At 66.3% G+C, this 25,089-nt stretch carries 25 protein-coding genes and 1 pseudogene; 24 read left to right on the plus strand and 2 right to left on the minus strand.

Annotation, left to right across the window (positions count from 1 at the left end; translation table 11 throughout):
- Positions 1 to 84 precede the first annotated feature (84 nt).
- The 17 genes and pseudogenes from ACUXH0_RS17045 to ACUXH0_RS17125 all read left to right on the plus strand — a co-directional run bounded on the left by ACUXH0_RS17045 (position 85) and on the right by ACUXH0_RS17125 (position 16,799).
- Positions 85 to 2,367 (plus strand): helicase-related protein, encoded by a 2,283-nt coding sequence (locus ACUXH0_RS17045; RefSeq protein WP_182594358.1) that lies wholly within the window; start codon positions 85 to 87, stop codon positions 2,365 to 2,367.
- Positions 2,368 to 2,526: 159 nt separating this feature from the next.
- On the plus strand, positions 2,527 to 3,138 hold the full coding sequence (pilL2, locus tag ACUXH0_RS17050) for a PFGI-1 class ICE element type IV pilus protein PilL2 (protein ID WP_182594359.1): 612 nt from the start codon (positions 2,527 to 2,529) through the stop codon (positions 3,136 to 3,138).
- Positions 3,135 to 3,779, plus strand: a complete 645-nt coding sequence (locus ACUXH0_RS17055) for a hypothetical protein (RefSeq protein WP_182594360.1) — start codon at positions 3,135 to 3,137, stop codon at positions 3,777 to 3,779. Before pilL2 ends, ACUXH0_RS17055 begins: the two co-directional genes overlap by 4 nt.
- A gap of 9 nt (positions 3,780 to 3,788) precedes the next feature.
- A complete protein-coding gene (locus ACUXH0_RS17060; RefSeq protein WP_220485465.1) occupies positions 3,789 to 4,520 on the plus strand; it encodes a TIGR03759 family integrating conjugative element protein in 732 nt (243 codons plus the stop codon).
- 38 nt (positions 4,521 to 4,558) lie between these two features.
- A complete protein-coding gene (locus ACUXH0_RS17065) occupies positions 4,559 to 5,104 on the plus strand; it encodes a lysozyme family protein (protein WP_232357179.1) in 546 nt (181 codons plus the stop codon).
- The gene (locus tag ACUXH0_RS17070; RefSeq protein WP_182594362.1) at positions 5,101 to 5,658 is read left to right on the plus strand and encodes an integrating conjugative element protein; all 558 of its coding nucleotides are present in this window, start codon (positions 5,101 to 5,103) and stop codon (positions 5,656 to 5,658) included. Before ACUXH0_RS17065 ends, ACUXH0_RS17070 begins: the two co-directional genes overlap by 4 nt.
- 15 nt (positions 5,659 to 5,673) lie before the next feature.
- Complete coding sequence (gene traD, locus ACUXH0_RS17075; RefSeq protein WP_182594363.1) at positions 5,674 to 7,845, plus strand: type IV conjugative transfer system coupling protein TraD; 2,172 nt, start codon at positions 5,674 to 5,676, stop codon at positions 7,843 to 7,845.
- Complete coding sequence (locus ACUXH0_RS17080) at positions 7,842 to 8,591, plus strand: TIGR03747 family integrating conjugative element membrane protein (RefSeq protein ID WP_182594364.1); 750 nt, start codon at positions 7,842 to 7,844, stop codon at positions 8,589 to 8,591. The genes traD and ACUXH0_RS17080 overlap by 4 nt, the downstream gene beginning before the upstream one ends.
- A gap of 131 nt (positions 8,592 to 8,722) precedes the next feature.
- On the plus strand, positions 8,723 to 9,118 hold the full coding sequence (locus ACUXH0_RS17085; protein WP_182594365.1) for an integrative conjugative element protein, RAQPRD family: 396 nt from the start codon (positions 8,723 to 8,725) through the stop codon (positions 9,116 to 9,118).
- The gene (locus ACUXH0_RS17090; protein ID WP_182594366.1) at positions 9,115 to 9,354 is read left to right on the plus strand and encodes a TIGR03758 family integrating conjugative element protein; all 240 of its coding nucleotides are present in this window, start codon (positions 9,115 to 9,117) and stop codon (positions 9,352 to 9,354) included. Before ACUXH0_RS17085 ends, ACUXH0_RS17090 begins: the two co-directional genes overlap by 4 nt.
- A 27-nt stretch (positions 9,355 to 9,381) precedes the next feature.
- The gene (locus ACUXH0_RS17095) at positions 9,382 to 9,753 is read left to right on the plus strand and encodes a TIGR03745 family integrating conjugative element membrane protein (RefSeq protein WP_182594367.1); all 372 of its coding nucleotides are present in this window, start codon (positions 9,382 to 9,384) and stop codon (positions 9,751 to 9,753) included.
- A 12-nt stretch (positions 9,754 to 9,765) separates the two neighbouring features.
- Entirely contained in the window at positions 9,766 to 10,245 is a 480-nt protein-coding gene (locus tag ACUXH0_RS17100; protein ID WP_182594368.1) for a TIGR03750 family conjugal transfer protein, read from the plus strand.
- Positions 10,242 to 10,940: pseudogene (locus ACUXH0_RS17105) on the plus strand (PFL_4703 family integrating conjugative element protein); the annotation flags it as partial. The gene ACUXH0_RS17100 and the pseudogene ACUXH0_RS17105, both read left to right, overlap by 4 nt.
- A 98-nt stretch (positions 10,941 to 11,038) precedes the next feature.
- On the plus strand, positions 11,039 to 11,953 hold the full coding sequence (locus ACUXH0_RS17110) for a TIGR03749 family integrating conjugative element protein (RefSeq protein ID WP_182594370.1): 915 nt from the start codon (positions 11,039 to 11,041) through the stop codon (positions 11,951 to 11,953).
- On the plus strand, positions 11,943 to 13,457 hold the full coding sequence (locus ACUXH0_RS17115; RefSeq protein WP_182594371.1) for a TIGR03752 family integrating conjugative element protein: 1,515 nt from the start codon (positions 11,943 to 11,945) through the stop codon (positions 13,455 to 13,457). The genes ACUXH0_RS17110 and ACUXH0_RS17115 overlap by 11 nt, the downstream gene beginning before the upstream one ends.
- Entirely contained in the window at positions 13,438 to 13,872 is a 435-nt protein-coding gene (locus tag ACUXH0_RS17120; RefSeq protein WP_182594372.1) for a TIGR03751 family conjugal transfer lipoprotein, read from the plus strand. The genes ACUXH0_RS17115 and ACUXH0_RS17120 overlap by 20 nt, the downstream gene beginning before the upstream one ends.
- A complete protein-coding gene (locus tag ACUXH0_RS17125; RefSeq protein WP_182594373.1) occupies positions 13,872 to 16,799 on the plus strand; it encodes a conjugative transfer ATPase in 2,928 nt (975 codons plus the stop codon). The genes ACUXH0_RS17120 and ACUXH0_RS17125 overlap by 1 nt, the downstream gene beginning before the upstream one ends.
- On the opposite strand, the gene ACUXH0_RS17130 is transcribed toward ACUXH0_RS17125, so the two are convergent.
- Together ACUXH0_RS17130 and ACUXH0_RS17135 are read right to left on the minus strand one after the other, a co-directional pair.
- Complete coding sequence (locus tag ACUXH0_RS17130) at positions 16,786 to 17,796, minus strand: nucleotidyl transferase AbiEii/AbiGii toxin family protein (RefSeq protein ID WP_182594374.1); 1,011 nt, start codon at positions 17,794 to 17,796, stop codon at positions 16,786 to 16,788. The genes ACUXH0_RS17125 and ACUXH0_RS17130 overlap by 14 nt on opposite strands.
- A complete protein-coding gene (locus tag ACUXH0_RS17135) occupies positions 17,789 to 18,400 on the minus strand; it encodes a DUF6088 family protein (RefSeq protein WP_182594375.1) in 612 nt (203 codons plus the stop codon). The genes ACUXH0_RS17130 and ACUXH0_RS17135 overlap by 8 nt, the downstream gene beginning before the upstream one ends.
- A 290-nt stretch (positions 18,401 to 18,690) precedes the next feature.
- Here ACUXH0_RS17135 and ACUXH0_RS17140 point away from each other — a divergent pair, with 290 nt between their 5' ends.
- The 7 genes from ACUXH0_RS17140 (at position 18,691) to ACUXH0_RS17170 (ending at position 25,087) form a co-directional block, all read left to right on the plus strand.
- Positions 18,691 to 19,455: a DsbA family protein gene (locus ACUXH0_RS17140; RefSeq protein WP_182594376.1), complete on the plus strand. Its 765-nt coding sequence runs from the start codon at positions 18,691 to 18,693 to the stop codon at positions 19,453 to 19,455.
- A 184-nt stretch (positions 19,456 to 19,639) separates the two neighbouring features.
- Positions 19,640 to 20,218, plus strand: coding sequence for a hypothetical protein (locus ACUXH0_RS17145; protein ID WP_182594377.1), 579 nt, complete (start codon positions 19,640 to 19,642; stop codon positions 20,216 to 20,218).
- A gap of 145 nt (positions 20,219 to 20,363) precedes the next feature.
- Positions 20,364 to 20,810 carry a TIGR03757 family integrating conjugative element protein gene (locus ACUXH0_RS17150; protein ID WP_182594378.1) on the plus strand — a complete coding sequence of 149 codons (447 nt, stop codon included), beginning with the start codon at positions 20,364 to 20,366 and terminating at the stop codon, positions 20,808 to 20,810.
- A complete protein-coding gene (locus ACUXH0_RS17155; protein WP_182594379.1) occupies positions 20,807 to 21,757 on the plus strand; it encodes a TIGR03756 family integrating conjugative element protein in 951 nt (316 codons plus the stop codon). The genes ACUXH0_RS17150 and ACUXH0_RS17155 overlap by 4 nt, the downstream gene beginning before the upstream one ends.
- Before the next feature lie 10 nt (positions 21,758 to 21,767).
- On the plus strand, positions 21,768 to 23,174 hold the full coding sequence (locus ACUXH0_RS17160) for an integrating conjugative element protein (RefSeq protein ID WP_182594380.1): 1,407 nt from the start codon (positions 21,768 to 21,770) through the stop codon (positions 23,172 to 23,174).
- Positions 23,174 to 23,533: a hypothetical protein gene (locus tag ACUXH0_RS17165; protein ID WP_182594381.1), complete on the plus strand. Its 360-nt coding sequence runs from the start codon at positions 23,174 to 23,176 to the stop codon at positions 23,531 to 23,533. The genes ACUXH0_RS17160 and ACUXH0_RS17165 overlap by 1 nt, the downstream gene beginning before the upstream one ends.
- A 24-nt stretch (positions 23,534 to 23,557) precedes the next feature.
- Complete coding sequence (locus tag ACUXH0_RS17170) at positions 23,558 to 25,087, plus strand: conjugal transfer protein TraG N-terminal domain-containing protein (RefSeq protein WP_182594382.1); 1,530 nt, start codon at positions 23,558 to 23,560, stop codon at positions 25,085 to 25,087.
- The last annotated feature ends 2 nt before the right edge of the window (positions 25,088 to 25,089 follow it).

Here is a 25,089-nt window from a genome sequence, read left to right on the forward strand (position 1 = left end):
CCTCGTGCCGTTCTTTCTTCCCACCTCGGGGCATGCCATCGCCCCGCAGGGGAGGTGCATGCCCCATTTCCTTGGAGCATCACCATGTCCCTCGATACCGACGTTGTTCCCGCCACCGATGGCGCGCCCGTTCAGGGCGACCTGCTCGAAGCGGTTGCCTCTCCTCTGGCGATGAGCCTTCAGGATTTCGTTGCCGAATTCGGCGACGAGCTGCTGGACTCGCTCAACCGCGCCAACCCTCCCGTCTACACCGGCCAGGCCCGGCCGCATCGCCAGCTCGTGCTGGCCAGTCTCAAGCGCAAGCTGTTCGGCGCGCAAGCCGAGGTGGTGCATGCCGTCACCGAGCTGTTGGCCGACCGCGGCGAACGCGCTGCGATCGTCAATGGCGAGATGGGCTGCGGCAAGACCACCGTTGGCATCGCCACGGCGGCCGTGCTGCACGCCGAAGGCTACCGCCGCACGCTGGTGCTCTCTCCGCCGCACCTGGTCTACAAGTGGCGCCGTGAAATCCAGGAGACGGTGGCCGGCGCGAAGGTCTGGGTGCTCAATGGCCCGGACACGCTGTTCAAGCTCATCAAGCTGCGCGAGCAGTTGGGCGTACCGGTGCGCGGCCAGGAGTTCTATGTGCTCGGGCGCGTCCGCATGCGCATGGGTTTCCACTGGAAGCCCGTCTTCAACGTGCGGCGCACGAAGCACGGCGAAGTGGGCGCATGCCCAGACTGCGGCCAGGTCATCACCAACCTTGACGGCGAGCCGATCAACCCGGTCGAACTCGAAGCCGAGGACTACCGCCGCCGGTGCAGCCACTGCGGCGCACCGCTGTGGACGCTGATGCGACCACGGAGCCTGTCCGCCAGCGACCAGTCAACGGCCGTCTTCAAAGCCTTGCAGCGCATCCCGACCATCGGGGAAGTCACGGCGCAGAAGCTGATGAAGAAGTTCGGCGACTCGTTCCTGGCGTCCATGCTCGGCGACAACATCCACGAGTTCATCAACCTCATGGATGCCAACGGCGAGCTGGTGTTCTCGGATCGCCAGGCGCACCGCATGGAGCGGGCGATGGCGAACATGGAGTTCGGCTTCGGTGAGGGCGGCTATCAGCCGTCCGAGTTCGTCAAACGCCACCTGCCGCAAGGCACGTTCGACCTGCTCATCGCCGACGAGGCGCACGAGTACAAGAACGGCGGCAGTGCCCAGGGCCAGGCCATGGGCGTGCTGGCGGCGAAGGCTCGCAAGACCTTGCTGCTTACCGGCACGCTGATGGGCGGCTACGGCGACGACCTGTTCCACCTGCTGTTCAGAGCCCTGCCGGGGCGAATGATCGAAGACGGCTACCGCCCGACCAAGAGCGGCAGCATGACCTCGGCGGCCATGGCGTTCATGCGCGATCACGGCATCCTCAAGGACATCTATTCCGAGAGCACCGGCACGGCGCACAAGACGGCCAAGGGCACCAAGGTCTCGGTGCGCACGGTCAAGGCGCCGGGCTTCGGTCCGAAGGGCGTGCTGCGTTGCGTCCTGCCGTTCACGGTCTTCCTGAAGTTGAAGGATATCGGCGGCAATGTGCTGCCGTCCTACGACGAGGAGTTCCGCGAGGTGGCGATGGACACGGCGCAAGCCGCGGCCTATCGCGACCTGTCGTTTCGTCTGACCTCGGCGCTGAAACAGGCGCTGGCCAAGCGCGACACGACGCTGCTTGGCGTGGTCCTCAACGTGCTGCTGGCCTGGCCGGATTGCTGCTTCCGGTCGGAGACGGTGGTGCACCCGCGCACGCGCCAGACCTTGGCCTTCGTTCCAGCTCAGTTCAACGAGCTGGAGGTGATGCCCAAGGAGCGCGAGCTGATCGAGATCTGTAAGCAGGAGAAAGCTGCGGGTCGCAAGACGCTGGTCTATTCGGTCTACACCGGCACGCGCGACACCACGTCGCGTTTGAAGGTGCTGCTGGAGCAGGAAGGCTTCAAGGTGGCGGTGTTGCGCGCAAGCGTGGATGCCAGCCGTCGCGAGGACTGGATTGCCGAGCAGTTGGACCGCGGCATCGACGTGCTCATCACGAACCCGGAGCTGGTCAAGACGGGTCTCGACCTGTTGGAGTTTCCGACGATCGTTTTCATGCAGTCGGGCTACAACGTCTACAGCCTGCAGCAGGCGGCCCGGCGCTCCTGGCGCATTGGCCAGAAGCAGCCGGTTCGCGTCATCTATCTCGGCTACGCGGCTTCCTCGCAGATGACCTGCCTGGGGCTGATGGCCAGGAAGATCATGGTCTCGCAGAGCACCTCGGGAGACGTGCCTGAATCGGGACTGGATGTGCTGAACCAGGACGGGGACTCCGTCGAGGTGGCACTGGCCCGGCAGCTCGTCGCGGCCTGATCCGCCAACCCAAGCCGGCTGCCCTTCGGGGCGCCGGCTTCTTTTTCCTGCGCATCGATGGCAGGCCATGAAGTCGGGCGCCTGCCAGTTCCCTTTGTTTGCTGCCCGAACGCTTCGCGGCGGCGATGGTGAGGGCTCCGTGTTCCAGGGACTTGCCCCATGCAACCACTCATCTGCGTCGCTCATCGCCTGGCCGTGCCTGCCATGTTGGCCGGCTGCGTGCTCATCACCGGCTGCGCCGCGACAGACGCGGCGAGCATCCTGACTGCCGATGACTCGCCTCCCGAGCCTGCAGTGTTCGTCAGAACCATCTCTCCAGAGCCCGAGCCGAGCCTCATCCCGGTGGCCCGCTACGGCCGCTACACCCTGGTCGAGATGGTGCCGGAACCGGCGCAGCGCGACCTGCTGCGCCAAGTGATCGAGATTTCGATTCCGCCGACCCTGGACGCGGGCGTCGGCGATGCCTTGCGACACGTGCTGCTGCGCACCGGCTACCGCCTTTGCGACGCGCCGGACGCCGCATCGCTGTTCACGCTGCCGCTGCCGGCGGCGCATCTGCGGCTCGGGCCGCTGCCGCTGCGCGATGCCTTGCTGGCGCTCGCCGGGCCGGCTTGGGAGCTGTCCGTCGATGACGCTGCGCGTGCGGTGTGCTTCACACGCGTGACGGCCATCCGTGCGTCGAGCACAAGCCCCGTTGCCGCAACGCCGGCATCGAGCGCGCCAGCCGCTGACCCCGCCAATCCCAAAGTGCCCCCGGAGACCCAGCCATGACCCTACCGCAGCTTCCCGACGAGAACGTTGGCCGCACGCGCTGGTTGAAGATCGCAGCGGCGGTCTGGCTGCTGCTCGTGAGCATCTTGGCCGTAGTCAACAGCGTGGGCTTGTCGCGCCTGATCGAGCAGAGCCAGGCCAGCGCCCAGGATGCGCACGTGCAGGCGCTCAACACGCGCGTCGCCGAACTCGAACAGCAGGCGGCGGTCTCCAAAAGCCAGCCAAAGCCCGTCACCGAGCCCGATTTCGAGGCTGCCCGCAAGGCGCTGGATGAACGCCTGGCGCTGGTGGAGCAGGCCCGGGCCACCGACGCCCATGCCGGCGAACTGCAGGCGCTGCAAGCGCGCGTGGCCGACATCGAAGCCCGCATGAAGAGAACCGCCGCGTCTTCCGCGGCGCCCCGTCGTACCGCCGAGCCGGCCAAGCCCAAGGTGCCCGAACCGCCGTTCAACGTCGTGGGGGTGGAACTGCGCGGTGGCGAGCGCTTCCTGTCGGTGGCGGCACCCAAGCCATCGTCGGTGCTGGACGTTCGGCTGCTGCGCGAAGGCGATGCCGTGGGTGCGTGGCGTCTGCTGGCGATCGAGGCACGCGCCGCCGTGTTCAGCGTGGACGGCCAGACCCAGCGCATCGCGCTGCCGTAGGAGCTGGCCATGAAGCACCCCGTGATCTGCTTCGCCGCCACCCTTGCTTTCGTTGCAGGCACCGCAGGCACAGCCTCGGCGCAATCGGCCCCGATCGCGTCCTCGCGCACCGTTCCTGCCCAGGTGCAGAACAGCAACGACGCCGCGCTGGACGAGCGCCTGGCCCGCGATTGGGGCCTGCGCCCCGAGGAGTGGGCACGCTACCGCCAGCTGATGCAGGGGCCGCTGGGCATCTATTCCCCGAACCTTGATCCGCTCACGGCGCTTGGCATCGAGGCGCGCAGCGACGAGGAACGCAACCGCTATGCGGAGCTGCAGGTGCAGGCGGAATCGAAGCGTGTGGGCAAGACGCTGGCCTACCAGCGGGCCTACGACGCGGCCTGGAAGCGGCTCTATCTCGGCCAGCAGCGCGTGAACATGCCGGGCGCGAAGGCGCCGGGTGTCGGCAACAAGGGTTCGGGCCGACTGGCCGTCTTCGTGAAGGCTGAGTGCCCGCTGTGCGAACAGCGCGTGCGCCAGTTGCAGGCGGCCGGAACCGCCTTCGACCTCTACATGGTCGGCAGCCGCCAGGAAGACGCCCGCATCCGCCAGTGGGCGACGCAGGCCGGCATCGACGCCGGCCGCGTCCGCTCGCGCGCCATCACGCTCAACCATGACGCCGGGCGCTGGCTGTCGCTCGGCCTGCCCGGCGACCTACCCGCCGTGGTGCGCGAGGTCAACGGCCAATGGCAGCGGCAGTAACGGCACCGACTTGGGCTCGCCGCGCGGGCCACGCGGCCATGGTCGTGGGGCTCTATGCCTGCTCAGCCTTCGCTTTTGCCCTGGAAGTGCCACCTCCCGCCTACCAGCTTGCTGCGCGACAGGCGGGCGTGCCGTCTCCGGTGCTGTACGCGGTGGCGCTGCAAGAGAGCGGCGCGCGGCTACGCGGCCATCTGATCCCTTGGCCGTGGACGCTCAACGTCGCCGGCCGGGCCGAACGCTATGCGACACGGGCTGAGGCCTGCGCTGGCATCCGCCGGGCACTCGCCCGCGCGCCGGCCAACCGCATCGACGCTGGCCTCGGTCAGGTCAACCTCGGTTATCACGCACACCGCTACGGGCATCCCTGCGATCTGCTCGACCCCTACCGCAACCTCGCCATCGCCACGGAAATCCTGCAGGAGCAGCACACTCCCGGCGAGGACTGGCTGGTCGCCATCGGCCGCTATCACCGCCCCGCGGGCGGGGCGCCGGCTGCCCGCTATCGCCGCAGCGTCCACCAGCACCTGACTCGCGTGCTCGGATCAGGCGCCTCACTTCCCGTTGCCAGGAGTTCCATGCCATGAACCGCACCCTTGTTGCCGCCGCCGCTGCGGCGCTGCTGACCACGATGGCCCACGCGCAGGAGCGCCGCCCCGCAGCCAAGAATGGTTCCCCGCCGCTGATCGTGGTCGAGGACAAGGGCGGCACTTCGGCGCTGCCGTACTACCGGCCTTTGAATCCGCAGGACGCGCCGCCCGGTCAGCCTTCCGCATCCCAGCCAGCGCCGCGTATTGGCGGCCCAGCCGATGCCGAAGCAGTTATGCTGCCGGTGCGTTCGATGCGGCTGCCCCCCGGCGAGGAACCGCGGCGCGTGATCCGCGCACCAGGCCTGACGCCGCTGTTCCTGGTCGGCGACGACGACCGCTCGCGCGCCTGGCTCAAACAGCGGCGCGCGACTTTGCAGCAACTGCACGCTGTCGGCTTGGTGGTCAACGTGGCCTCACCCGAGGCATTGGCCGCGCTGCGCCACCTCGTGCCGGGTCTGATGCTGTCGCCTGCCTCGGGCGACGACCTGGCCCAGCGCCTGGGCCTACGGCATTACCCGGTGCTGATCACCTCCACCGGCATTGAACCGTGACGTGAAGCGCTCGCCATGGCCCAGCCACAAGCCGTTGAGGTCTTACTGCGGCCAGCCGTGGAGCTATACACCGTCGCGGTCTGTGCGGGCGCCGCACTTCTGTGCCTGGTGGCCCCGTGGTCGCTCGCGCTGAGTCCCTTGCTGGGGCTGGGCAGCGCGCTCGCCTTCCTCACCTTCGGCGCGATCCGGTTGCGCGAGGCCGCGGCCATCCTGCGCTATCGACGCAACATCCGCCGACTGCCGCGCTACGTGATGACCAGCCGGGATGTGCCGGTCAGTCAACAGCGGTTGTTCATTGGCCGGGGGTTTCGGTGGGATCAACGCCACACACACCGGCTGATGCAGACCTACCGGCCGGAGTTCCGCCGCTACGTTGAACCCACGGCGATCTACAGGGTCGCGCGGCATCTTGAGGCGCGGCTGGAATTCGCGCCGCATTCACTGTCCAAACTCGCAAAGGCATTGGCCTGGGACAGCCCACTGAACCCGGTGCGGCCGCTGCCACCGTTGGGAGGGCTACCACGCTTGCACGGCATCGAGCCGCGCGAGGTCGACGTCACGCTGCCCCTCGGCGAGCGCGTCGGTCACTCGCTGGTACTGGGCACCACGCGCGTCGGCAAGACGCGTCTGGCCGAGCTGTTCATCACCCAAGACATTCGCCGCAAAGTAGGGGGCCAGCATGAGGTCGTGATCGTCTTCGACCCCAAGGGCGACGCCGATCTCCTGAAGCGCATGTACGTCGAGGCCAAGCGTGCCGGGCGCGAAGGCGAGTTCTACGTTTTCCACCTGGGCTGGCCGGACATCAGCGCCCGCTACAACGCGGTGGGACGCTTCGGGCGCATCAGCGAAGTCGCCACGCGCATCGCGGGCCAGCTCTCGGGTGAAGGCAACAGCGCGGCGTTTCGTGAGTTCGCCTGGCGATTCGTCAACATCATCGCGCGGGCGTTGGTCGAGCTGGGGCAGCGTCCCGACTACCTGTTGATCCAGCGTCATGTCATCAACATCGACGCACTGTTCATCGAATACGCCCAGCACTACTTCGCCAAGAACGAGCCCAAGGCCTGGGAGATCATCGTCCAGCTCGAAGCCCGGCTCAACGACAAGAACATCCCGCGCAACATGGTCGGGCGCGAGAAGCGCGTCGTCGCCCTGGAGCAGTACCTGTCGCAGGTACGCATCTACGACCCGGTGCTCGACGGCCTGCGTAGCGCGGTGCGTTACGACCGGACGTACTTCGACAAGATCGTCGCTTCGCTGCTGCCGCTGCTGGAGAAGCTCACCACCGGCAAGATCGCGCAACTGCTCGCGCCGAACTACTCCGACTTGTCCGATCCGCGGCCGATCTTCGACTGGATGCAAATCATCAGGAAGCGGGCCGTGGTCTACGTCGGCCTGGACGCACTGTCGGACGCGGAAGTGGCGGCGGCGGTCGGCAACTCGATGTTCAGTGATCTCGTCTCGGTCGCCGGCCACATCTACAAGTTCGGCATCGACGACGGCCTTCCAGGTGCCGCGACCGGTGTGAAGGTGCCGATCAACGTGCACGCCGACGAGTTCAACGAACTGATGGGTGACGAGTTCATTCCGATGGTCAACAAGGGTGGCGGGGCCGGTGTCCAGGTCACGGCCTACACGCAGACGCTCTCGGACATCGAGGCCCGCATTGGCAACCGGGCCAAGGCGGGACAGGTGGTGGGCAACTTCAACAACCTGTTCATGCTGCGCGTGCGCGAGACCGCCACGGCCGAACTGCTGACACGGCAACTGCCCAAGGTGGAGGTCTACGCGACCACCGTCATGAGCGGTGCCACCGATAGCTCGGACCCGACCGGAACCACCGCGTTCACCTCGAACACGCAGGACCGCATCAGCAGCACCAGCGTGCCCTTGATCGAGCCGGCGCATATCGTGGGTCTGCCCAAGGGCCAGTGTTTCGCCCTGATCGAGGGCGGGCACCTGTGGAAGGTGCGCATGCCACTGCCTGCGCCCGATCCTGACGAGGTAATGCCCAAGGATCTGCAGGAACTGGCTGGCTACATGCGCCAGCACTATGTCGAAGCCGGCGACTGGTGGGACAGCCACGGTCTGCCTGGCTTGCAGGAGCAGGCGTTGCCCGAGGATCTGCTGGCGGACTTCAAGCAGATGGCCGATGCCCAGAGAGGAGCGGACGGGAGGGCTGAGGCATGAGCGATCCGGCCGATGTCGCCCAACGCCAGCAAGTCCGCCAGCAGGGGCTGCTCGCCGGCTTGCTCACGCTACCGTTTCGCTTCTTCGGAGTGCTGTGCGGATCGCTGTTCCTGTGCATCGTCATCGAGTGCGTGGGCATGCACTTCTTCTGGCCAGAGGAAGGTTGGCACCACGCACAGACCATGCTCAATCACGAACTGGCGCTGGTGTCGGAGAGCTTCACGCGCAGCGTGATCGTGCAGGAGCCGGGCCGCAGCGCCAAGCACCTTATCGAGCTGGCCTACGACTGGCTGTTCGTCAAAAGCGGGCTGCTCGACTGGATGCGCGATGCGGCCAACCAGGCCCGCGCGGGCGCGCAGAACCACGCACACGACTTCCGCTACTACATGGCCCTGATCTACGTGCACGTGGAGAGCTACCTGATTGCCGCGGCCTACACGGTGCTGGTCTTCCTGGTACGACTGCTGGTGCTGACACTCACCTTGCCTCTGTTTCTGCTGGCCGCCTTCGTCGGCCTGGTCGATGGCCTGGTGCGGCGTGATGTGCGCAGTTTTGGCGCGGGACGCGAATCGGGCTTCGTCTATCACCGCGCCCGGGCCGCGCTGATGCCGCTGGCCGTGCTGCCCTGGGTCATCTACCTCGCGTTGCCGGTGAGCGTGCATCCACTGCTGGTACTGCTGCCGAGCGCCGTGATGCTGGGCGGGGCGGTGGACATCGCGGCGGCCACTTTCAAGAAGTACCTGTAGCGACCGTTACCGCGGCCCAGGCGCGCGGAAAGCGGTAGCCCGTCGATGCCGATTGATTGCGGCGCGCGCGGTGCGTGCGTCGGAGCATCAACGCCATTCGCCTCGCCGAGGCTTCAACGAGGAATGGCACGATGGAATCGACCTGCCGCCGCACATCCGTCTGGCGCCGCGCGACGGCCGTGCCACTGCTTGCACTGGCCTTGTCCCTTGCCGGGATTCGTCCGGCTTGCGCCGCGGATGACGCCCCCGAGCGCGAGCAACTCGCCGCACTGGCCCGCCAGATCGAACTGGCTGATCGACTGGCGAACCACCTAGCCGATCAGGCCGCGGTCAGCGCCAAGCGAGCCCGCTATCACTTCGACTATGCACGGCTGCGTGCCGACCTGCAGCGCGTGCGGGCCGGCCTGCAGGACTACCTCGTTCCGCAGCGAGCCCAGCCACGCGATCCCGCGCCGCTGAGCGGCGAGTACCAGCAGTCCGTGCCTGATGACGCACCCCGCGCCGTGCGGCCGGAGGCATCGCCATGACGGCTTCCGCCGATCAAGTCGCGGCCTTCCAGGCCAACGGCGGCTTCGCCCCGGCGGACGCCTCCACCGTCGTCCTGGGCTTTGTCTTCGCCGTCCTGCTGCTGTGGGGTGTGTGGGCGATGCGCACGGCCTACGTCGGCTGGGCCGACCAGCGCCTGTCTCAGCGTCAGTTCCTCGGGGTCGTCGCACGCTTTCTGGCGATGTACCTGGTACTGAGTTTTCTTCTCCTGTCCTGACCTCACCACCTCGAAAGGTATCTCGCCATGAACGCTTCGACCACTCCCCACACCACGCCGCGCGCCGTGCGTCGCGCCGGCTTGCTCACTCCGCTGGCCCTTGCAGCCACGCCACTCGCTTCCTGGGCCGCGCTGCCCACCATGGAAGACCCCTCGCGCGGCACCGGCAGCGGCATCATGCAAACGCTGCAGAACTACGGCTATGACATCGTGCTCCTGATCGCGTTGCTGGTCGTGGCCTCGATGTTCATCGGCGTCTGCTACCACGCCTACACCCGCTATTCGGAAATCCACACCGGCCGGGCCACGTGGGGCCAGTTCGGCCTCACTGTCGGCGTGGGCGCCATCCTGCTCGTGGTCGGCATCTGGCTGCTGACCAAGGCCACCGGCGTCCTGTAAGGACCGGCAACGATGGCCGGCGCTTTCGAGAGCCCGCGGGAGGCTTCCCGCGACGGGCTGGTGACCTTCCTGCCGCATCGCCTGAACCGCCAGCCGGTGGTCGTGCGCGGGCTCACCGCCGACGAGCTGTGGATTTGCGCCGGCCTGTCGGCTGCGGCCGGGCTCGTACTCGGTGTGCCGCTGGCCTGGTTGACCCACAGCATCGCGATGGTGCCCACGCTGATCGTGGTCGGTATCGGGATCGGCGTTTTCGTCGGTGGCGGGCTGCTGCGCCGCATGAAGCGCGGTCGGCCCGACACCTGGCTGTACCGCCAGCTTCAATGGCGCCTCGCGCTGCGCTACCCGAGGCTGGCCGCCCATCTCGGCGGTGGCCAGCTCGTCACCCGCTCGGGCTGCTGGACTACACGGCGCCAGCGACCCGCGATTCGCGCCGCGTTGGCCCAGGCTCCCGCAGAGAAGACGTCACATCGTGACAGGAGGGCTGTCCAATGAGCCGCTTCAAGAATGAAGTCCAGCACCTGCAGGCCCACGTCAAGACCCTGCGCCTCGCCGGGGGCGCATTGTTCGTCGTGGCATTGTTGCTGGGCCTGGGCTGGTGGAGCGCACCACGCAGCCTGACCATCCATGTGCCCCCCGACCTGCGTTCGGGCAGCACGCGCAAGTGGTGGGAAGTGCCGCCCGAGAGCGTCTACGCCTTCACCTTCTACATCTGGCAGCAGGCGCAGCGCTGGCCCACCAACGGCGAGGAGGATTACCCGCGCAACCTCAAGGCGCTGGCGGCCTACCTCACGCCGAGCTGCCGATCCTTCCTGCAACAGGACTTCGAGTTCCGACGTGGCAATGGCGAACTGCGTCAGCGGGTGCGCGGCATCTACGAAATTCCAGGCCGGGGTTATGGCGATGATCCCACCGGCCGTGTCCACGCCTTGTCGCCAAACGACTGGGTCGTCACGCTGGACGTGAGCGCCGACGAGTATCTGGGCTCGGAGCAGGTCAAGCGCGCGCTAGTGCGCTACGCGATGAAGGTCGTGCGCATGGACGTTGACCCCGAGCGCAACCCCTTTGGCCTGGCGCTGGACTGCTACGCGAGTGCCCCGCAGCGCATCGAGGTGGCCTCACCGTCTGCGGCGCCAGGTTCGACCCGCGCGCCGGCCGCTGGCGTCCCCAACGTCATGCCGTCCACGCCCGCAGCGCCAGATGTTCCCAATGCCCCCGGTATGCCTGTAGCGCCGGCAGCCGCCGCTGCACCTGTCGCTCCCCCGGACGGTCGTCAAGGAGATGCCCCATGAAGCACCGTGTCCTGCCGGCCCTGGCCGGCCTTCTGTTGAGCCTGGGCCTTGTTTCCACCAGCCAGGCCCTGGAAATCCTGCGCTGGCAGCGTCTGCCATTGGCCGTGCCGCTGGTGGTCGGCCAGGAACGCGTGCTGTTCATCGACCGCAATGTGCGCGTCGGCCTGCCCGATGGCCTCGGTGCGCGGCTGCGCGTGCAGAGCGCGGGCGGCGCGATCTACCTGCGTGCCAGCGAGCCCATTCCACCGTCGCGCCTGCAACTGCAGGATGCGGACAGCGGCGCCCTGATCCTCATCGACATTGCGGCCGAGTCGGCCAAGGCGGGCCAGCCGCCGCTGGAGCCCGTGCGCATCGTCGAAGGCGAGGACGCTCCTGGACGCCTCGCTGATCCATCGAAGGCGTCAAGCGAAGACGAGTCCACCGACCCCACCAGTGCCGCCCCAAAGCGCGCGACGTCTGTACCGGTGATCTTGACGCGCTACGCGGCGCAGAACCTCTATGCGCCGCTGCGCACGGTGGAGCCAGTGGCCGGCATCGGCCGCGTCAACCTGCGGCGCGACCTTGCACTCACGACTTTGCTGCCGACGTTGCCGGTACATGCCCAGCCACTTGCATCCTGGCGGCTCGAAGACCAGTGGGTGACGGCCGTCAAACTTACCAACACCACGGCGCGCTGGATCGACCTCGATCCACGGGCGCTGCAAGGCGACTTCGTGGCCGCGACGTTCCAGCATCCGACCCTTGGGCCGGCCGGGCGCCCGGCTGACACCACCGTGGTCTATCTCGTCACCCGAGGGCATGGCCTGGCTGAATCGCTGCTGCCCAAGCTGGCACCGATCGACGCGACGGTGAACCTGCCGCCGGCGGCAGCGGCCGGCCAGGCCGAAGGAGGGATGGACCATGAAAAGTAATCCGCTCCTGAAGTGGCTGTTGATCCCGCTGGCCTTGGTGCTGCTGTTCGTCGGCATCAAGCTGTTCTCCGGCGATCACACCGTCAAGCCGGCCGCCTCCGGTTCGAGCCAGCTCACGCCCGAGGAGATGAAATCCCTCGGCATCGCAGGCGACACGCCGCGCGATACCGTGGCCACCCTGGTGGCCCAGGTCAAGCAACTGCGCAACGAGCTGCAGACCTCCCTCAACGACTCGAAGAATCAGAAGGCCGAGAACGATCGCCTGCGTGCCCGCGAGAGCACGGTCGATCAGCGCATCCAGTCTACGCTGGACGGCGAACGCGGTCGCTTGCAGCAAGACCGTGACCAGGTGACCAACGATCGGCAGCAGACACAAAGCCTGCTGCAAGACCTGCAGCGTCGGCTCGACGGCCTGACGGGCAAGGGCCACGGGCAGGACGACCTGCCTGTCGGTCTGGGCCTGGAAGAAGGTGACGGCAAGAGCTTCGGTGGCAGCCAGGGCAGTAGCCCACGCGGAAACAGCAGCGCGGGAACCCGCTGGGTCGAGCCGGATGACGCCAAGCCGGTGGCCAAGAACAGCGGTAGCGCGGCGAGCACGCCCAGTTTCCCGACGAGCTTCGGCCAGGCACCCAAGACGCCGACGACCGACACGGACAACGCCGCCGACAACACGTCGGGGGGAGCGACCGACACGGGCAAGCGCGGTGCGGCAAGATCCGTCAAACCGGTCTACACGGTGCCGGCCAATTCGACGCTGATGGGCTCGATCGCCATGACGGCGCTGATCGGCCGCGTGCCGATTGATGGCACCGTGAACGACCCGTACCCCTTCAAGGTGCTGATCGGCCCGGATAACCTGACGGCCAACGGCATCGACATCCCCGACGTGGCCGGGGCCGTGGTCAGCGGCACGGCCTCGGGCGACTGGACGCTTTCCTGCGTGCGCGGCCAGATCCGTTCGGTGACCTTCGTCTTCAACGACGGCACGGTGCGCACCATGCCGGACAACAACCGCAACCAGGCCAACGGTCAAACCGGTGGTTCGACGGGCAGTAGCGGTGGCACCGGCAGCAACGGGACGACACAGGGGGGCCTTGGCTGGATCAGCGATCCCTACGGCGTTCCCTGCGTCTCGGGCGAGCGTCGCAGCAATGCGCAGCAGTACCTGGGCTCGCAGGCGCTGATCACTGCCGCAGGTGCCGGCGCGGCGTCGCTGATCAAATCCAACAACGGCAGCGTGGCCGTGGTCGCCAACAACAACGGCTCGCTGGGCACGGTCGGCATCTCGGGCAATGAGGCGATGGGCCGCATCCTCGCCGGTGGCGTGCAGGACATGTCGCAATGGGTCAACAAGCTCTATGGCCAGGCCTTCGCCGCCATCTACGTGCCACCGGCCGCGAAGGTGGCCGTCCACCTGGAGCACCCCCTCAACATCGACTACGACGCCAAGGGGCGCCGGGTCAACCATCGTATCGGAGGCGTCCATGCGTCGGATCTGGATTGAAGCGGCCGCAGCCTTGCTCGCGGCCACGGTGCTGGGTGGCTGCGCCACCAATAAGGACGAACTGTTGCCGCACGGTGACCACACCATGCTTGATGTCTGGAATCAGGAAACGGGTGGCGGCACCGGGGGTGCGCAGGCGGCGCGTTTGCTGCTCGATGCGCGCCAGGGCCTGCGTCGGCCGGTCACCGACGCTGACGTGCAGGCGGCGCCTGCCGCCGCCGCGGCTTACACGCGCAGCGGAGCCAACGAGGTCTACCGCCAGTTTCACCGCCTGCCGAACCCCGACCTCATGATGTACGTTTTTCCGCATCTGGCCGGCAGTGATCCGGTACCGGTGCCTGGCTACACCACCGTGTTTCCGCTGTATCAGCGCGTGCAGTACGCCATGCCGGGCGAACGTCTGGAGGACTACTGATGGCCTGGACCTTGCCTTGGGTGCGCAAGGCCGGCCTTCCTGCGGCGCTGCCCCAAACCGCCCCCGAAGGCAAAGATGCTTGGTCGCAGTATGTGGCGACACTGGCCGTTCACGGCATCCCGGAGCCGGGTGCCGCAGCGGGCGACCCGCCACACCGTCCGGCGACCGAAGCGGACCTGCAAGCCCTGTATGGCGTGGCACCGTCCTTCGCCGACCTGCTGCCTTGGGCGGAGTATCTGCCCGGCTCCAAGAGTGTGCTGCTGGATGATGGCCTGTCCGTCGCGGCGTTCTTCGAGCTGGCGCCGGTCGGCACCGAGGGTCGGGAGATGGCCTGGCTCTGGCAAGCGCGTGATGCGCTGGAAAACGCGTTGCAGGACTCGTTCGATGAACTCGACGACAACCCGTGGGTGGTACAGCTCTACGCCCAGGACGAATCGAACTGGGACAACTATCTGCGGGCGCTGGCCGAATACGTGCGGCCGCGCGCCCAGGGCAGTGCCTTCACCGATTTCTACCTGCGCTTTTTCGGCCATCACCTGCGCGCCATCGCCAAGCCCGGTGGGCTGTTCGAGGACACGACCGTAACGCGCCTGCCATGGCGCGGCCAAGTGCGTCGGGTGCGCATGGTGGTCTACCGGCGCACCAGCGCCTCTTCGGCGGTGGCTCGGCGCGGGCAATCGCCCGAGCAGGCGCTAACGACGATCTGCGACCGGTTGGCGGGCGGTCTTGCCAATGCGGGCGTGAAGGCCCGGCGCATGCAGGCGGCCGACATTCATGAATGGCTGCTGCGCTGGTTCAACCCGCACCCCACACTGCTCGGGCCGAGCGCGGAAGACCGTGAACGCTTCTACGCACTGACGCACTACCCCGAGGAGACGCAGGAAGGCGAGATCGAGCTGGCCAGCGGCGACTTCGCGCAGCGCTTGTTCTTTACCCCGCCGCGCTCGGATGTGGTCAATGGCACCTGGCTGTTCGACAACATGCCACACCGGATCATCGTCACGGACCGACTGCGCATGCCTCCTGCCACCGGCCACGTCACCGGCGAGACGCGCAAGGGCGGCGATGCGGTCAATGCGCTGTTCGACCAGATGCCCGAGGACACGGTGATGTGCCTGACGGTCGTGGCGACGCCGCAGGACGTGCTCGAAGCCCATCTGAATCACCTGAGCAGGAAGGCCGTGGGCGAGACGCTGGCCTCGGAGCAGACACGCCGCGACGTGCAGGAGGCTCGCGGTCTGATCGGCAGCGCGCACAAGCTTTATCGCGGTGCGCTGGCCTTCTACCTGCGCGGGCGCGACCTCGCGCAGCTCGATGCCCGTGGCCTGCAACTGGTCAACGTCATGCTCAACGCCGGCCTGCAGCCGGTGCGCGAAGAAGACGAGGTGGCGCCGCTCAACAGCTACCTGCGCTGGCTGCCCTGCGTGTTCGACCCGGCGTTGGACAAGCGTCAGTGGTACACACAACTGATGTTCGCGCAGCACGCTGCAAACCTCGCGCCGGTGTGGGGCCGCAGCCAGGGTACAGGGCACCCCGGCATCACGTTCTTCAACCGCGGCGGCGGGCCGATCACGTTCGATCCGCTGAACCGGCTCGACCGCCAGATGAACGCGCATCTGTTCCTGTTCGGCCCGACCGGCTCAGGCAAGAGCGCGACGCTCAACAACATCCTGAACCAGGTGACGGCGATCTATCGACCACGCCTGTTCATCGTGGAGGCAGGAAACAGCTTTGGCCTATTCGGCGACTTCGCCACGCGGCTGGGTCTCAAGGTGCACCGCGTGAAACTCGCGCCCAGCGCCGGTGTCAGCCTCGCGCCGTTCGCCGACGCGCATCGGTTGGTTGATACGCCCAGTCAGGTGCAGACGCTGGACGCCGATGCGCTGGACGAAGACCGGGAGCCCAAGCCGCAAGCAGCAAACCGCAGTGATGAAGCCGACGAGCAGCGCGACGTGCTCGGCGAGCTGGAGATCACCGCACGGCTGATGATCACCGGCGGCGAGGACAAGGAAGAAGCGCGCATGACCCGCGCTGACCGCAGCCTGATCCGCCAGTGCATCCTCGACGCGGCCCAGCGTTGCGTGGCAGATCAGCGCACGGTGCTCACGCGCGACGTGCGTGATGCGCTGCGTGAGCGTGCCCGCGACACCTCGCTACCGGAGGTGCGGCGCGCGCGGCTGCTGGAGATGGCGGACGCGATGGACATGTTCTGCCAGGGTGTGGACGGCGAGATGTTCGATCGGCCAGGCACGCCGTGGCCCGAGGCCGACATCACCATCGTGGACCTCGCCACTTTCGCGCGCGAGGGCTACAACGCGCAGCTCTCGATTGCCTACATCTCGCTTATCAACACGGTCAACAACATCGCCGAGCGCGACCAGTTCCTCGGCCGCCCGATCATCAACGTGACGGACGAAGGCCACATCATCACCAAGAACCCGCTGCTCGCCCCCTATGTCGTGAAGATCACGAAGATGTGGCGCAAGCTCGGTGCTTGGTACTGGCTGGCGACGCAGAACATCGACGACCTGCCCAAGGCCGCGGAGGCCATGCTCAACATGATCGAATGGTGGATCTGCCTCTCCATGCCCCCGGACGAGGTGGAGAAGATCGCGCGTTTCCGCGAGCTGAATCCGGCTCAGAAGGCGCTGATGCTGTCGGCCCGCAAGGAGTCGGGCAAGTTCACCGAGGGCGTGATCCTCTCCAAAAGCATGGAAGTGCTGTTCCGTGCGGTGCCGCCCAGCCTGTACCTGGCAGTGGCTCAGACCGAGCCGGAGGAGAAGGCCGAACGCTTCCAGTTGATGCAGCAGTACGGCATCGGCGAGCTGGATGCGGCTTTCAAGATCGCCGAGAAGATCGACCGGGCTCGTGGCATCGACTCGCCCAGCCTTCGCGCAGAAGACGGCGCGCCCATCAACGCTGGTTGATCGCTTTCTCCAACGCCGTCAGGCGCTCGACGATGCGCTCGAATGGCAGAGTCTCGCCGTAGAACATCTGCGCGCTGAGCATGGCTTGGTAGTCTTGGCTGAGCGCATCCAGCAGGGGAGCATCGGGAATCAGCCTCAAGCCACCCGACAGGCAGAGGTCGTACTGGCTGTAGCCGCTACGAAAGAACGTCTCTTTGATGTGCAGCACGTCCTTTAGCAGCTCGACATCGGCAACCGCGTTGAGACCAACCTCGTGATCGGCGAGCCGGGCCAGGTCGTACCAGTGCCGCGACAGGCGATCGGCACCGGCGCGCAGGTCCGGACGGTGGCATTCGACGTGGATCAGCGTGGCTTTTTCCCAAAAGGTGCGCATGGGCGACAGCACCGTGACCTGGGCGCTCGGGAACGTCACGGCGGGCACATGGGGCGCCACATCCGGTGTGATGGTCAGGGTGTCCTGCGGCAAGGTGGCATTACGGCCACCGAACTCGATCAGCACGCTCGGACGCAGGTAGGCATCGGTGTTCTCTACGGCGCTGGGGTAGAGCAGCCAGAGCTTCTCGGCGTCTTCGCTGATTTCCAGGGTGATCTCGCGTCCAGGCAACTTTTCAGCCAGCGCCGCTTGCAGTGCCGGCACCAGTTCCTTCGTCACGTGATCAACCAAGGCCGCCTTGAGCGCGTCGGACAGCTTCCTGCGCTGGCTGTTGGACAGCGTGGCCAGGTCGGGAGCGTCCTGGATCAGACTGCGGTAGTCGATGGTGACATCGATGTCCTCGGAGAACCGCTCGATCGCCTGGTACACCTTCGACAGCGAGGTGCCTCCCTTGAAGGCCATGGGCTTGCGACAGGGCAACGTGAACAGCGCACCGAGCGCCAGGCACAGCCAGATGTCTTTTTCGAGAATTTCGGCCCGACGCCCCAATACGGGCGCCAGGCCGAGCAGTAGTTCAGCCTGCTCGGCCAGAGGCAGATCGAAGTAGTCCTGGGATTCAGGCATGCGTGAGTTCTCCGCGTTCGTAGCGGCCGAACGCTTCCACCATCCAGGCCGGCATCGATGCCTTGGCCCCGCGCAACACCTCGAACTCGCCGGAGGGCAGTTTCTCGGCGATGCGCTTGAACGTGCCAGAGGTGACCTGATGACGGCCCAAGTACCAGAGCGCGGACAGCGCCAGTCCTGCCGGGCGTCCAGCCAGCGCGAGCTTGCGAGGAGCCACATGCTGCAGTCGGATGGTCAGCTTTCCCAGCCGAATCTCGCGCGAGGAGCCCGTCGTGTAGAAAACCGCCTGCGCGGGCACCTGCGTCGTCAGGCCGAAGCGCCGGGCGGCCTCCGCGCCGTGGACTTCGATCGTCGCACCTTCCGCCCCGGCCACGGTTTGCGCGATCTGCTCCGGTGCGGGCAAGGCCTTGATGCCGAACCGGCTCACCTTGGGTACGACATAGAGGCCATGCCCAATACGCTCGACATTGCCGCTCTTGACCAGGCGCATCAGTGCCTGGTCAACGGCCGCACGCGTCCCCAGCCCGGCGAACAGTGCTGGGGTGAAGGGCTCGCCGACCGCTTGGGCCGCGATGCGTTCACGGATGGCTTGGGAGGTTTTCATGGCGGTTAGTGTCCGGTTTGTTAGATATTTTAATGAAAAATCCAACGGAACGCAACCTGGAGGTAGGTAGAGGACGACCTCTCTGCCGTGCCGTCGGGGAGCCGACGTGCCTAGAACCTTCTCGAGGTCGCGGAGATGTCTGGAACGGGCGTGAGGATTCCTCTGCCGACTCTCGCATTGGCAGAGGTTTTGTCACACACGGAGAAGAGGACGACGGCTGTGCCGGATTCTTGGACCAGGGAGTGAACGGGGTGTGATGAACTCATTCTCGCCATCCCTTGGGAGTCAAGATGCGACCGCTAAACCTTCCTGATCGCGGCACGCTGCGCCGCTTCGCCAAGCCAGTCACCATCGCCGCCACCTGTGTCTTGCTGCTGTGGCTGGCCTGGCGCCTGGCTGCCCCAACAACGTCCGATACCTCGGGGGCAGCCGTTCAAACAACGGATAGCGTTGCTGCCCCCACCGGCGTTGCTACGTCCGGCCCACCGTGGCGCTATGGCCGTGCCGATGCGCGCTACACGGTGGTCGAGTACGCCGACCTCGAATGTCCGTTCTGCCGGGCGTACTTCGCGGTGCTCAAGCACTGGATCGACACCCACGGCGAGGTGAACTGGCAGTGGCACCACCTGCCGCTGTCGGTGCACGAGCCCGCGGCATCCGCCGATGCCCGCCTGGTCGAATGCGTCGGCGAGACGAACGGGGCGGCGGCGTTCTGGAAGGCCGTGGCCTGGGTGTATGAGAACACCCGCGGCGACGGCCAGGGGTTGCCCGAAGCGCTGCGCTACCCCGGGCTGACGGCTGGCGCACAGCGCTGCCTGACGAGCGAGCGGCCGGATGCCGCCATCCGCGCGCAAATGGCCGCAGCGGCGAAAGACGGCATCCAGGTCACCCCCACGCTGCGCCTGCTGGACCACAAGACGGGCAAGACGCTGGTGTTACATGGCCCGGTCGAAGGCGATGCGCTGCTGTCGGCGATCGACCTGCTGGCGGCTGGCGGCACCGATCCCGCATCGAAGGAAATGCCTGCCGAGCCCCTCGGCGACATGCCCAGGTAGCCATGATCTTCAAGGCTACGACGCGGCCCTGGCCGCGTTGATCGACCCGTTCGCCTCGCATCCCCGAACGCGAACAGCCGCCGCGCTGCGGTGGCGGATGCCCGTTTTTCCCTGTTCATCCCACGCGGGTCGCCCACGCCCGCAGGGGCTGCATGCGCTCCCGCAAACCCTTCTGGAGACCTCCATGCAACCCAAGACCCATGTTGTCGATGGCGTGACCTTCGTGGCCACGCCTTACCGTGCCGGCACCTTCATCCGCGAGGACGTGTTCTGGCGCCAGTTCACGGTGACCTGCCAGGGCTACGTCGAGTACATCGAAGATGACCCGATCTACGGCACCTACTGGACGCCTTCCACCCTCGAATTTGGCCAACACGGCCTGATCGAGGAGGCGATGGCCCTGGCGCTTGCCTGCGTGTCGGCCGACGAGTTCGACTTGTGCCCGGACACCGACGCGCTTGACTTCCGGCCGGAACTGGTCCTCGTGCGCGATTCGCTGGGCCGCCTGGTGCTGACCGGGCAGGTCTGGGGTGCCAGCATCCGCTGGTCCGAGCCGATCGCGTCGGACGAGGAAGCCGCTTCCGTAGCCCGGCAGGTCAATGATCTGCAAGGCGAGGCTTCCTACGAGGCCGGCTGGGACAACTACAGCACCGCCGAAGGCCTGCGCCTGCGCGCCCGCGTACTCGCCGGCCGGCTGGTCGATCCGTTCTGGCAGGCCCATGCCCGCCATGCCGTGCAAACGGTCGCAGCGGCCACCGCCTGATCCCCGCGGGAGCTTCGACTCCCGCTTCTTCTTGCTCTCCTGTCTGCGGCCAAAGCGGGAGGCACGCAGTGCGCATTTCCTGTCGCGGCGGACAGGCCTTCCGGGTTCGACTAGGGGCCTTGCTCTCATTCTCAGGACGCCCGTCATGACGGTTCGCTTTTCAAACGGCATCGTTGGCCTGCAAATCCCCCACATCGTCGGAGCGGGAGGGCTGTTGCTGTGCCTCATCGGCCAGGCCGCCTCTGCCGCCGACGTGCTGGTCGTGACCGACAGCGCGCATCCCGTGCGTGCTGCGCCCAGCGCACGCGTGATCGAGCTGGACTTGCCGGCCAGCATCGAGGCCGAACTCTCGGCGGGCTTGCCCGCCGATCCTGGGCAGGCGGCAGCCCTCATGCAACAACGCCTGCGCGATGGCGGCCCAGCCCTGCAACGTCGCCTCGGCAGTGCCTACCAAGGTGTCGCCGATGCGTGGGGCCTGGGGCTGGTCAAGCTGCCCGCCGTGGTGGTCGATCACCGGTACGTGGTCTACGGCGAGCCCGATGTGGCACAAGCCTTGGCCCGCATCGACGCCTACCGGAAGGCACAGCCATGAATCGCCTGCTGTCGGCATCGTCGCGCCGCGCCCGCCTGGCGATCGCTTCGGTGCTGCTGGGTGGCGCGACATCCAGCTTCGCGCTGGACACCGTGGCCATCACGGCCTCGGTCGTCTCTCCCGACTGCCTGGAATACAAGGTCGTCGGCGTCTGCTACTGGTTGTTCTGCACCACGTTCGGCTGCTCGGTGCGTACCTCGGTGAAAGTGCGCCACTACGTCCCCGACGCCGTGGTATCGAGCTACTCGAACACGGGGCAGAACCCTTGGGTCGAGATGCGTCTGATGAGCACGCCCAATCCCACGGCGCAGGCCGGCGGTGATGGCACGACCAACCACGACAACGAAAACAACCTCGCCAAGTTCAAGAACGCCGATGTGATCGGTCATCCTGGCGGGGCCGTGTTCAGCCAGTTCGCAAGCGCGTCCGGCTACACCTGCCAAGGCGCGGGTACGGCCTTCATGCCTTACCTGCTGAGCACGCTCGACACGCTGGCCTGGCGCTATAACGTCCCCGAAGCGGTCTATCCCGAAGCGCTGGTTCCCGGCATGCGCGAGATCGGTGCTCGCTCGACGCTGAACCTGTGGGGCAACGTCTATCCGCGCGGTGGCTTTTTGCATCAGACCGACGACTACATGAGCGGTGCCGTTGTCGCGCAACGCGCCGGCGACGTCGTGACGCGGCGCGGCCAAATCCACGTGTATCAACCGCTGCTCGCGACGGCACGAGACGGCTACTGGCCGGCCGGTGCGCTGGTGGAAAGCGATGCATCCACCGGCAAGTGGCAAGAGCTGACACCGACCCTTTCCACGACCTGCGCCGTCTTCCCGCATAGCAACACCCGCGTGCAGGCCCCGCAGGGCGACTACGCCTGGGCGTTGTGGCGGCCCTATGCGTGCTGCCAGCGCCGGGGACAGGTCTTTCTCGGCAGCACCGATTTCCAATAAGGGGTTTCTCATGAAAGCGTCTTTTTCTCGCTTGTCCCGCCTCGCGCAACGCGCCAAGCCCTACACGCTGCCCATGGCGGTCGTTTGCGCTGTTGCCGTGGCGGGCGTGGCCTGGGCGCAGACGCGCATCGACCCGACCGGCGTCAACGTGACCGGCAGCGTGATCGGGGACGACGTGCTCTACAGCGTTGGCGGTGGCCGTGCCGTGTCCATGGGCGGCGCCGGGAACATGCAGAGCCTCGGCGTCGGGGTTGGCTGGAACAGCAACCTGATCTGCGGAAACATGAGCATCACGACAACGCTGCAGAACCAGTTGAACGGCCTCACCAATGGCTTCCAGTCGATCATGTCGTCGGTGATCCAGAACGCCACGGCCGCCGTGGCATCGCTGCCGGCCTTGATCATCCAGCGTGCCGATCCGGGCCTCTACAACCTGCTCACCAATGGCGTGCTGCAGGCGCGGCTCGATTTCGACCGCAGCAAGATGACCTGCAAGGCGATGGCCACCCGGATGGCGGACATGGCGGGTGGTCAGGCCGGGTGGGACCAGCTCGCCGAAGGCTTCGCGCTGCGTGATGCCGTCAGCAGCAACGATGCAGTGTCGGCCGTCGAACAGGCCGAGTCCAATCGCGGTAACAACGGTGTGCCTTGGGTCGGCGGCAGCAATGCGGGCGGCGCGAACCAGGGTTCGGTCAAGATCGTGAGTGATGTGACACGCGCCGGCTACAACCTGCTGAACGGCCGCAGCGTCAGCGATACCTCGTCGATCGACGCAGCCACCTGCGGCAACCGGCTGACCTGCCAAACCTGGTCCTCGCCTGACGCGGCCGCGACGTGGGCAACGCGCGTGCTGGGCGAGCGTGAGCAGCGCACCTGCGAGAGCTGCACCAAGACGCAGACCACGCCCGGCGTCGGCCTGACGCCGGTGATCCAGGAGGAATACGAGACCAAGCTGCAGGCGCTGCAAGACCTGGTGACGCGCACCAAGCCGACGACGGTGGCGAACCTGGAAGCGGCGGGCAGCAATTCGTTGCCGATCACCCGCGGCGTGATCGAGGCGCTGCGCGACGAACCCGATCAAGACCTGCTGGGCAAGCGCCTGGCGTCCGAGGCCGCGCTGTCAAGCGTGCTGGAGAAGGCCCTGTTGCTGCAGCGCACGTTGCTGACCGGCAAGAAGGAGCCCAACGTTGCCGCCAACGATCTGGCCGTGAAGGCGGTCGATCAGGAGAACGGCACGCTGGAACAAGAGATCAACAACCTCAAGACCGAGCTGGATCTGCGGCGCACGCTGGGCAGCAACTCAGCCATGGCGATCGTGCAGCGGCACAACGCTCGTGCCGGCGGCTCGCGCGGCATCTTCGAGGGGGACACCACGCGCGACCGGCTCAAGGAAGTGCAGAAGCCGAGGAGCAACTGATGACCACGCGTGCCTGGACGTGGCTGCTGCCCGCCTGGCTGTTCAACCGCCGCGTGGGTGTCGGCCTGCTGTGGGTGGTGCTGGTGATCGGCGTCGCCGTTGGCGCCAATGTCGCCGGCATCCACATCATCGGCAGCATCGACGGATGGCAGCACTGGCTTGCTGCGCACCGTGGCTACTTCTTCGTCTGGCGGTTGTTGTTGTATGCGGCCACCGGTTACGGCTGGTGGTGGATGCGCCGGCGCCTGCGTGAGCGCGAACCCTCTGTCGAAGCGAGGCAGCGCCTCCTGCGTGTCGAGGTCGCGGCACTGATCACCCTGGTGCTGCTCGAAGGCAGCCATTGGCTGCAAGCCCGTTGACGTGGCTAAAGCTCGGAGGACGCCATGACACTCTACACAACCGACTATCTGGAGTATTACCTGACGCTGGTCGGGTGGATCGTCAACAACGGCATCTGGAACATCCTGGTGGCGAGCGGCATGTTTGCGCTGCCCTTTGTGGCCATTGTGGTCCACGAGTGGCTGCGCGCTCGCGCCGAAGGCGCGGACGAAGGCAACAAGGGCGTGCTGTCCTCGATGCGCATCGAGAACCGGGTGTGGGTGGCGATCGTGGTCATCCTGTTCGCAGGCATTCCTTTCATCCCGGTCGACCTCGCCACGATCAAGTTCGACACCACGCGCTCTGCGCAGTGCCAGGTCAGCGTTCCGCAGCCGGCCGATACCGGCTGGTCCAACGTCTACACCACGCTCAACAACCAGAGTGCACTGGTGCCGGTGTGGTGGTATTTCATGCACTCGATCTCGAAGGCCATCACCGGCGCCGCGGTGGCGGCGATTCCGTGCGGCACGGACCTGCGGCAGATCAGAATGGACGTGGATGCGACGCGCATCAACGATCCGGTACTCGCCCAGGAGGTGGCGGACTTCGTCCACGATTGCTACGGCCCGTCGCGCGCCAAGCTGTTTATGGACCGGCCGACGCTTTCCGATGACCAGATGAACGACGTGACCTGGATCGGGTCGAGCTACTTCCAGAGCACGTCCGGCTTCTATGACGCTTACCACTCCAGCACGCCACGCACGGCTTGGCCTTATGACGCAACCCGCGATGCGGGGCTGGCTCAGGTGGACAGCGGCGGCGGCTATCCAACCTGCGGGCAGTGGTGGTCGGATGGCAGCAATGGCCTGCGCGCGCGACTGCTGGCTCAGGTCGATCCCGATCTGTTGTCGCGCATCGGCCATTGGGCAGGTTTTCTGTCGCAGAACGAGGTCAACGATTCGGTGATCCGTGCGGTGGTCTCACCGCAGCAGCAGAAGATGAACCAGGGAGCCGTCTACACCGACTACGGCGGGCAGATCGAGAAGTCACTGCCCAACGTGGTGACGCGCGGCGCGAGTGATTTGGGCTTGACGGTTGGCTCGTTGGGTTTCTTCCCAGCCATGGACGTGGTACGCCAGGCGCTGCCGATGGTGCTCTCGCTGCTCAAGATGGCACTGGTCATCTGCATTCCGCTCGTGCTGATCTTTGGCACCTACGAGTTGAAGGCGGTGATCGCGGTGAGCTGCGTGGAGTTCGCACTGTTCTTCGTGGACTTCTGGTTCCAGCTCGGACGCTGGCTGGACAGCACGATTCTGGATGCGCTCTATGGCTGGGGATTCGGCGCCAACCGGCCACACAGCAATTTCGATCCGCTGATCGGCCTGAACAATACGTTTGGGGACATGCTGCTGAACTTCGTGTTGGCGATGATGTTCATCGTGCTACCCGGCTTTTGGATCGCTGCATTGGGTTGGGTTGGAGTCCGTGCGGGCAACATCATGAATGCGCTCACGGTCGCAACCGGCGATGCCAAGTCAGCGGGTGGAAGTGGATCGCGCACGGCGATCTCGGCTGCCAAGGGAGCGGCGAAGTAGCC

The sequence above is a fragment of the Ralstonia sp. 110700041-2 genome (assembly GCF_056280165.1).

Excerpts from the sequence above, each read along its gene's own strand:
- ACUXH0_RS17045 (WP_182594358.1), top strand. The coding sequence starts at position 85 with ATGTCCCTCGATACCGACGTTGTTCCCGCCACCGATGGCGCGCCCGTT.
- pilL2 (WP_182594359.1), top strand. The coding sequence starts at position 2,527 with ATGCAACCACTCATCTGCGTCGCTCATCGCCTGGCCGTGCCTGCCATG.
- ACUXH0_RS17055 (WP_182594360.1), top strand. The coding sequence starts at position 3,135 with ATGACCCTACCGCAGCTTCCCGACGAGAACGTTGGCCGCACGCGCTGG.
- ACUXH0_RS17060 (WP_220485465.1), top strand. The coding sequence starts at position 3,789 with ATGAAGCACCCCGTGATCTGCTTCGCCGCCACCCTTGCTTTCGTTGCA.
- ACUXH0_RS17065 (WP_232357179.1), top strand. The coding sequence starts at position 4,559 with ATGGTCGTGGGGCTCTATGCCTGCTCAGCCTTCGCTTTTGCCCTGGAA.
- ACUXH0_RS17070 (WP_182594362.1), top strand. The coding sequence starts at position 5,101 with ATGAACCGCACCCTTGTTGCCGCCGCCGCTGCGGCGCTGCTGACCACG.
- traD (WP_182594363.1), top strand. The coding sequence starts at position 5,674 with ATGGCCCAGCCACAAGCCGTTGAGGTCTTACTGCGGCCAGCCGTGGAG.
- ACUXH0_RS17080 (WP_182594364.1), top strand. The coding sequence starts at position 7,842 with ATGAGCGATCCGGCCGATGTCGCCCAACGCCAGCAAGTCCGCCAGCAG.
- ACUXH0_RS17085 (WP_182594365.1), top strand. The coding sequence starts at position 8,723 with ATGGAATCGACCTGCCGCCGCACATCCGTCTGGCGCCGCGCGACGGCC.
- ACUXH0_RS17090 (WP_182594366.1), top strand. The coding sequence starts at position 9,115 with ATGACGGCTTCCGCCGATCAAGTCGCGGCCTTCCAGGCCAACGGCGGC.
- ACUXH0_RS17095 (WP_182594367.1), top strand. The coding sequence starts at position 9,382 with ATGAACGCTTCGACCACTCCCCACACCACGCCGCGCGCCGTGCGTCGC.
- ACUXH0_RS17100 (WP_182594368.1), top strand. The coding sequence starts at position 9,766 with ATGGCCGGCGCTTTCGAGAGCCCGCGGGAGGCTTCCCGCGACGGGCTG.
- ACUXH0_RS17110 (WP_182594370.1), top strand. The coding sequence starts at position 11,039 with ATGAAGCACCGTGTCCTGCCGGCCCTGGCCGGCCTTCTGTTGAGCCTG.
- ACUXH0_RS17115 (WP_182594371.1), top strand. The coding sequence starts at position 11,943 with ATGAAAAGTAATCCGCTCCTGAAGTGGCTGTTGATCCCGCTGGCCTTG.
- ACUXH0_RS17120 (WP_182594372.1), top strand. The coding sequence starts at position 13,438 with ATGCGTCGGATCTGGATTGAAGCGGCCGCAGCCTTGCTCGCGGCCACG.
- ACUXH0_RS17125 (WP_182594373.1), top strand. The coding sequence starts at position 13,872 with ATGGCCTGGACCTTGCCTTGGGTGCGCAAGGCCGGCCTTCCTGCGGCG.
- ACUXH0_RS17130 (WP_182594374.1), bottom strand. The coding sequence starts at position 17,796 with ATGCCTGAATCCCAGGACTACTTCGATCTGCCTCTGGCCGAGCAGGCT.
- ACUXH0_RS17135 (WP_182594375.1), bottom strand. The coding sequence starts at position 18,400 with ATGAAAACCTCCCAAGCCATCCGTGAACGCATCGCGGCCCAAGCGGTC.
- ACUXH0_RS17140 (WP_182594376.1), top strand. The coding sequence starts at position 18,691 with ATGCGACCGCTAAACCTTCCTGATCGCGGCACGCTGCGCCGCTTCGCC.
- ACUXH0_RS17145 (WP_182594377.1), top strand. The coding sequence starts at position 19,640 with ATGCAACCCAAGACCCATGTTGTCGATGGCGTGACCTTCGTGGCCACG.
- ACUXH0_RS17150 (WP_182594378.1), top strand. The coding sequence starts at position 20,364 with ATGACGGTTCGCTTTTCAAACGGCATCGTTGGCCTGCAAATCCCCCAC.
- ACUXH0_RS17155 (WP_182594379.1), top strand. The coding sequence starts at position 20,807 with ATGAATCGCCTGCTGTCGGCATCGTCGCGCCGCGCCCGCCTGGCGATC.
- ACUXH0_RS17160 (WP_182594380.1), top strand. The coding sequence starts at position 21,768 with ATGAAAGCGTCTTTTTCTCGCTTGTCCCGCCTCGCGCAACGCGCCAAG.
- ACUXH0_RS17165 (WP_182594381.1), top strand. The coding sequence starts at position 23,174 with ATGACCACGCGTGCCTGGACGTGGCTGCTGCCCGCCTGGCTGTTCAAC.
- ACUXH0_RS17170 (WP_182594382.1), top strand. The coding sequence starts at position 23,558 with ATGACACTCTACACAACCGACTATCTGGAGTATTACCTGACGCTGGTC.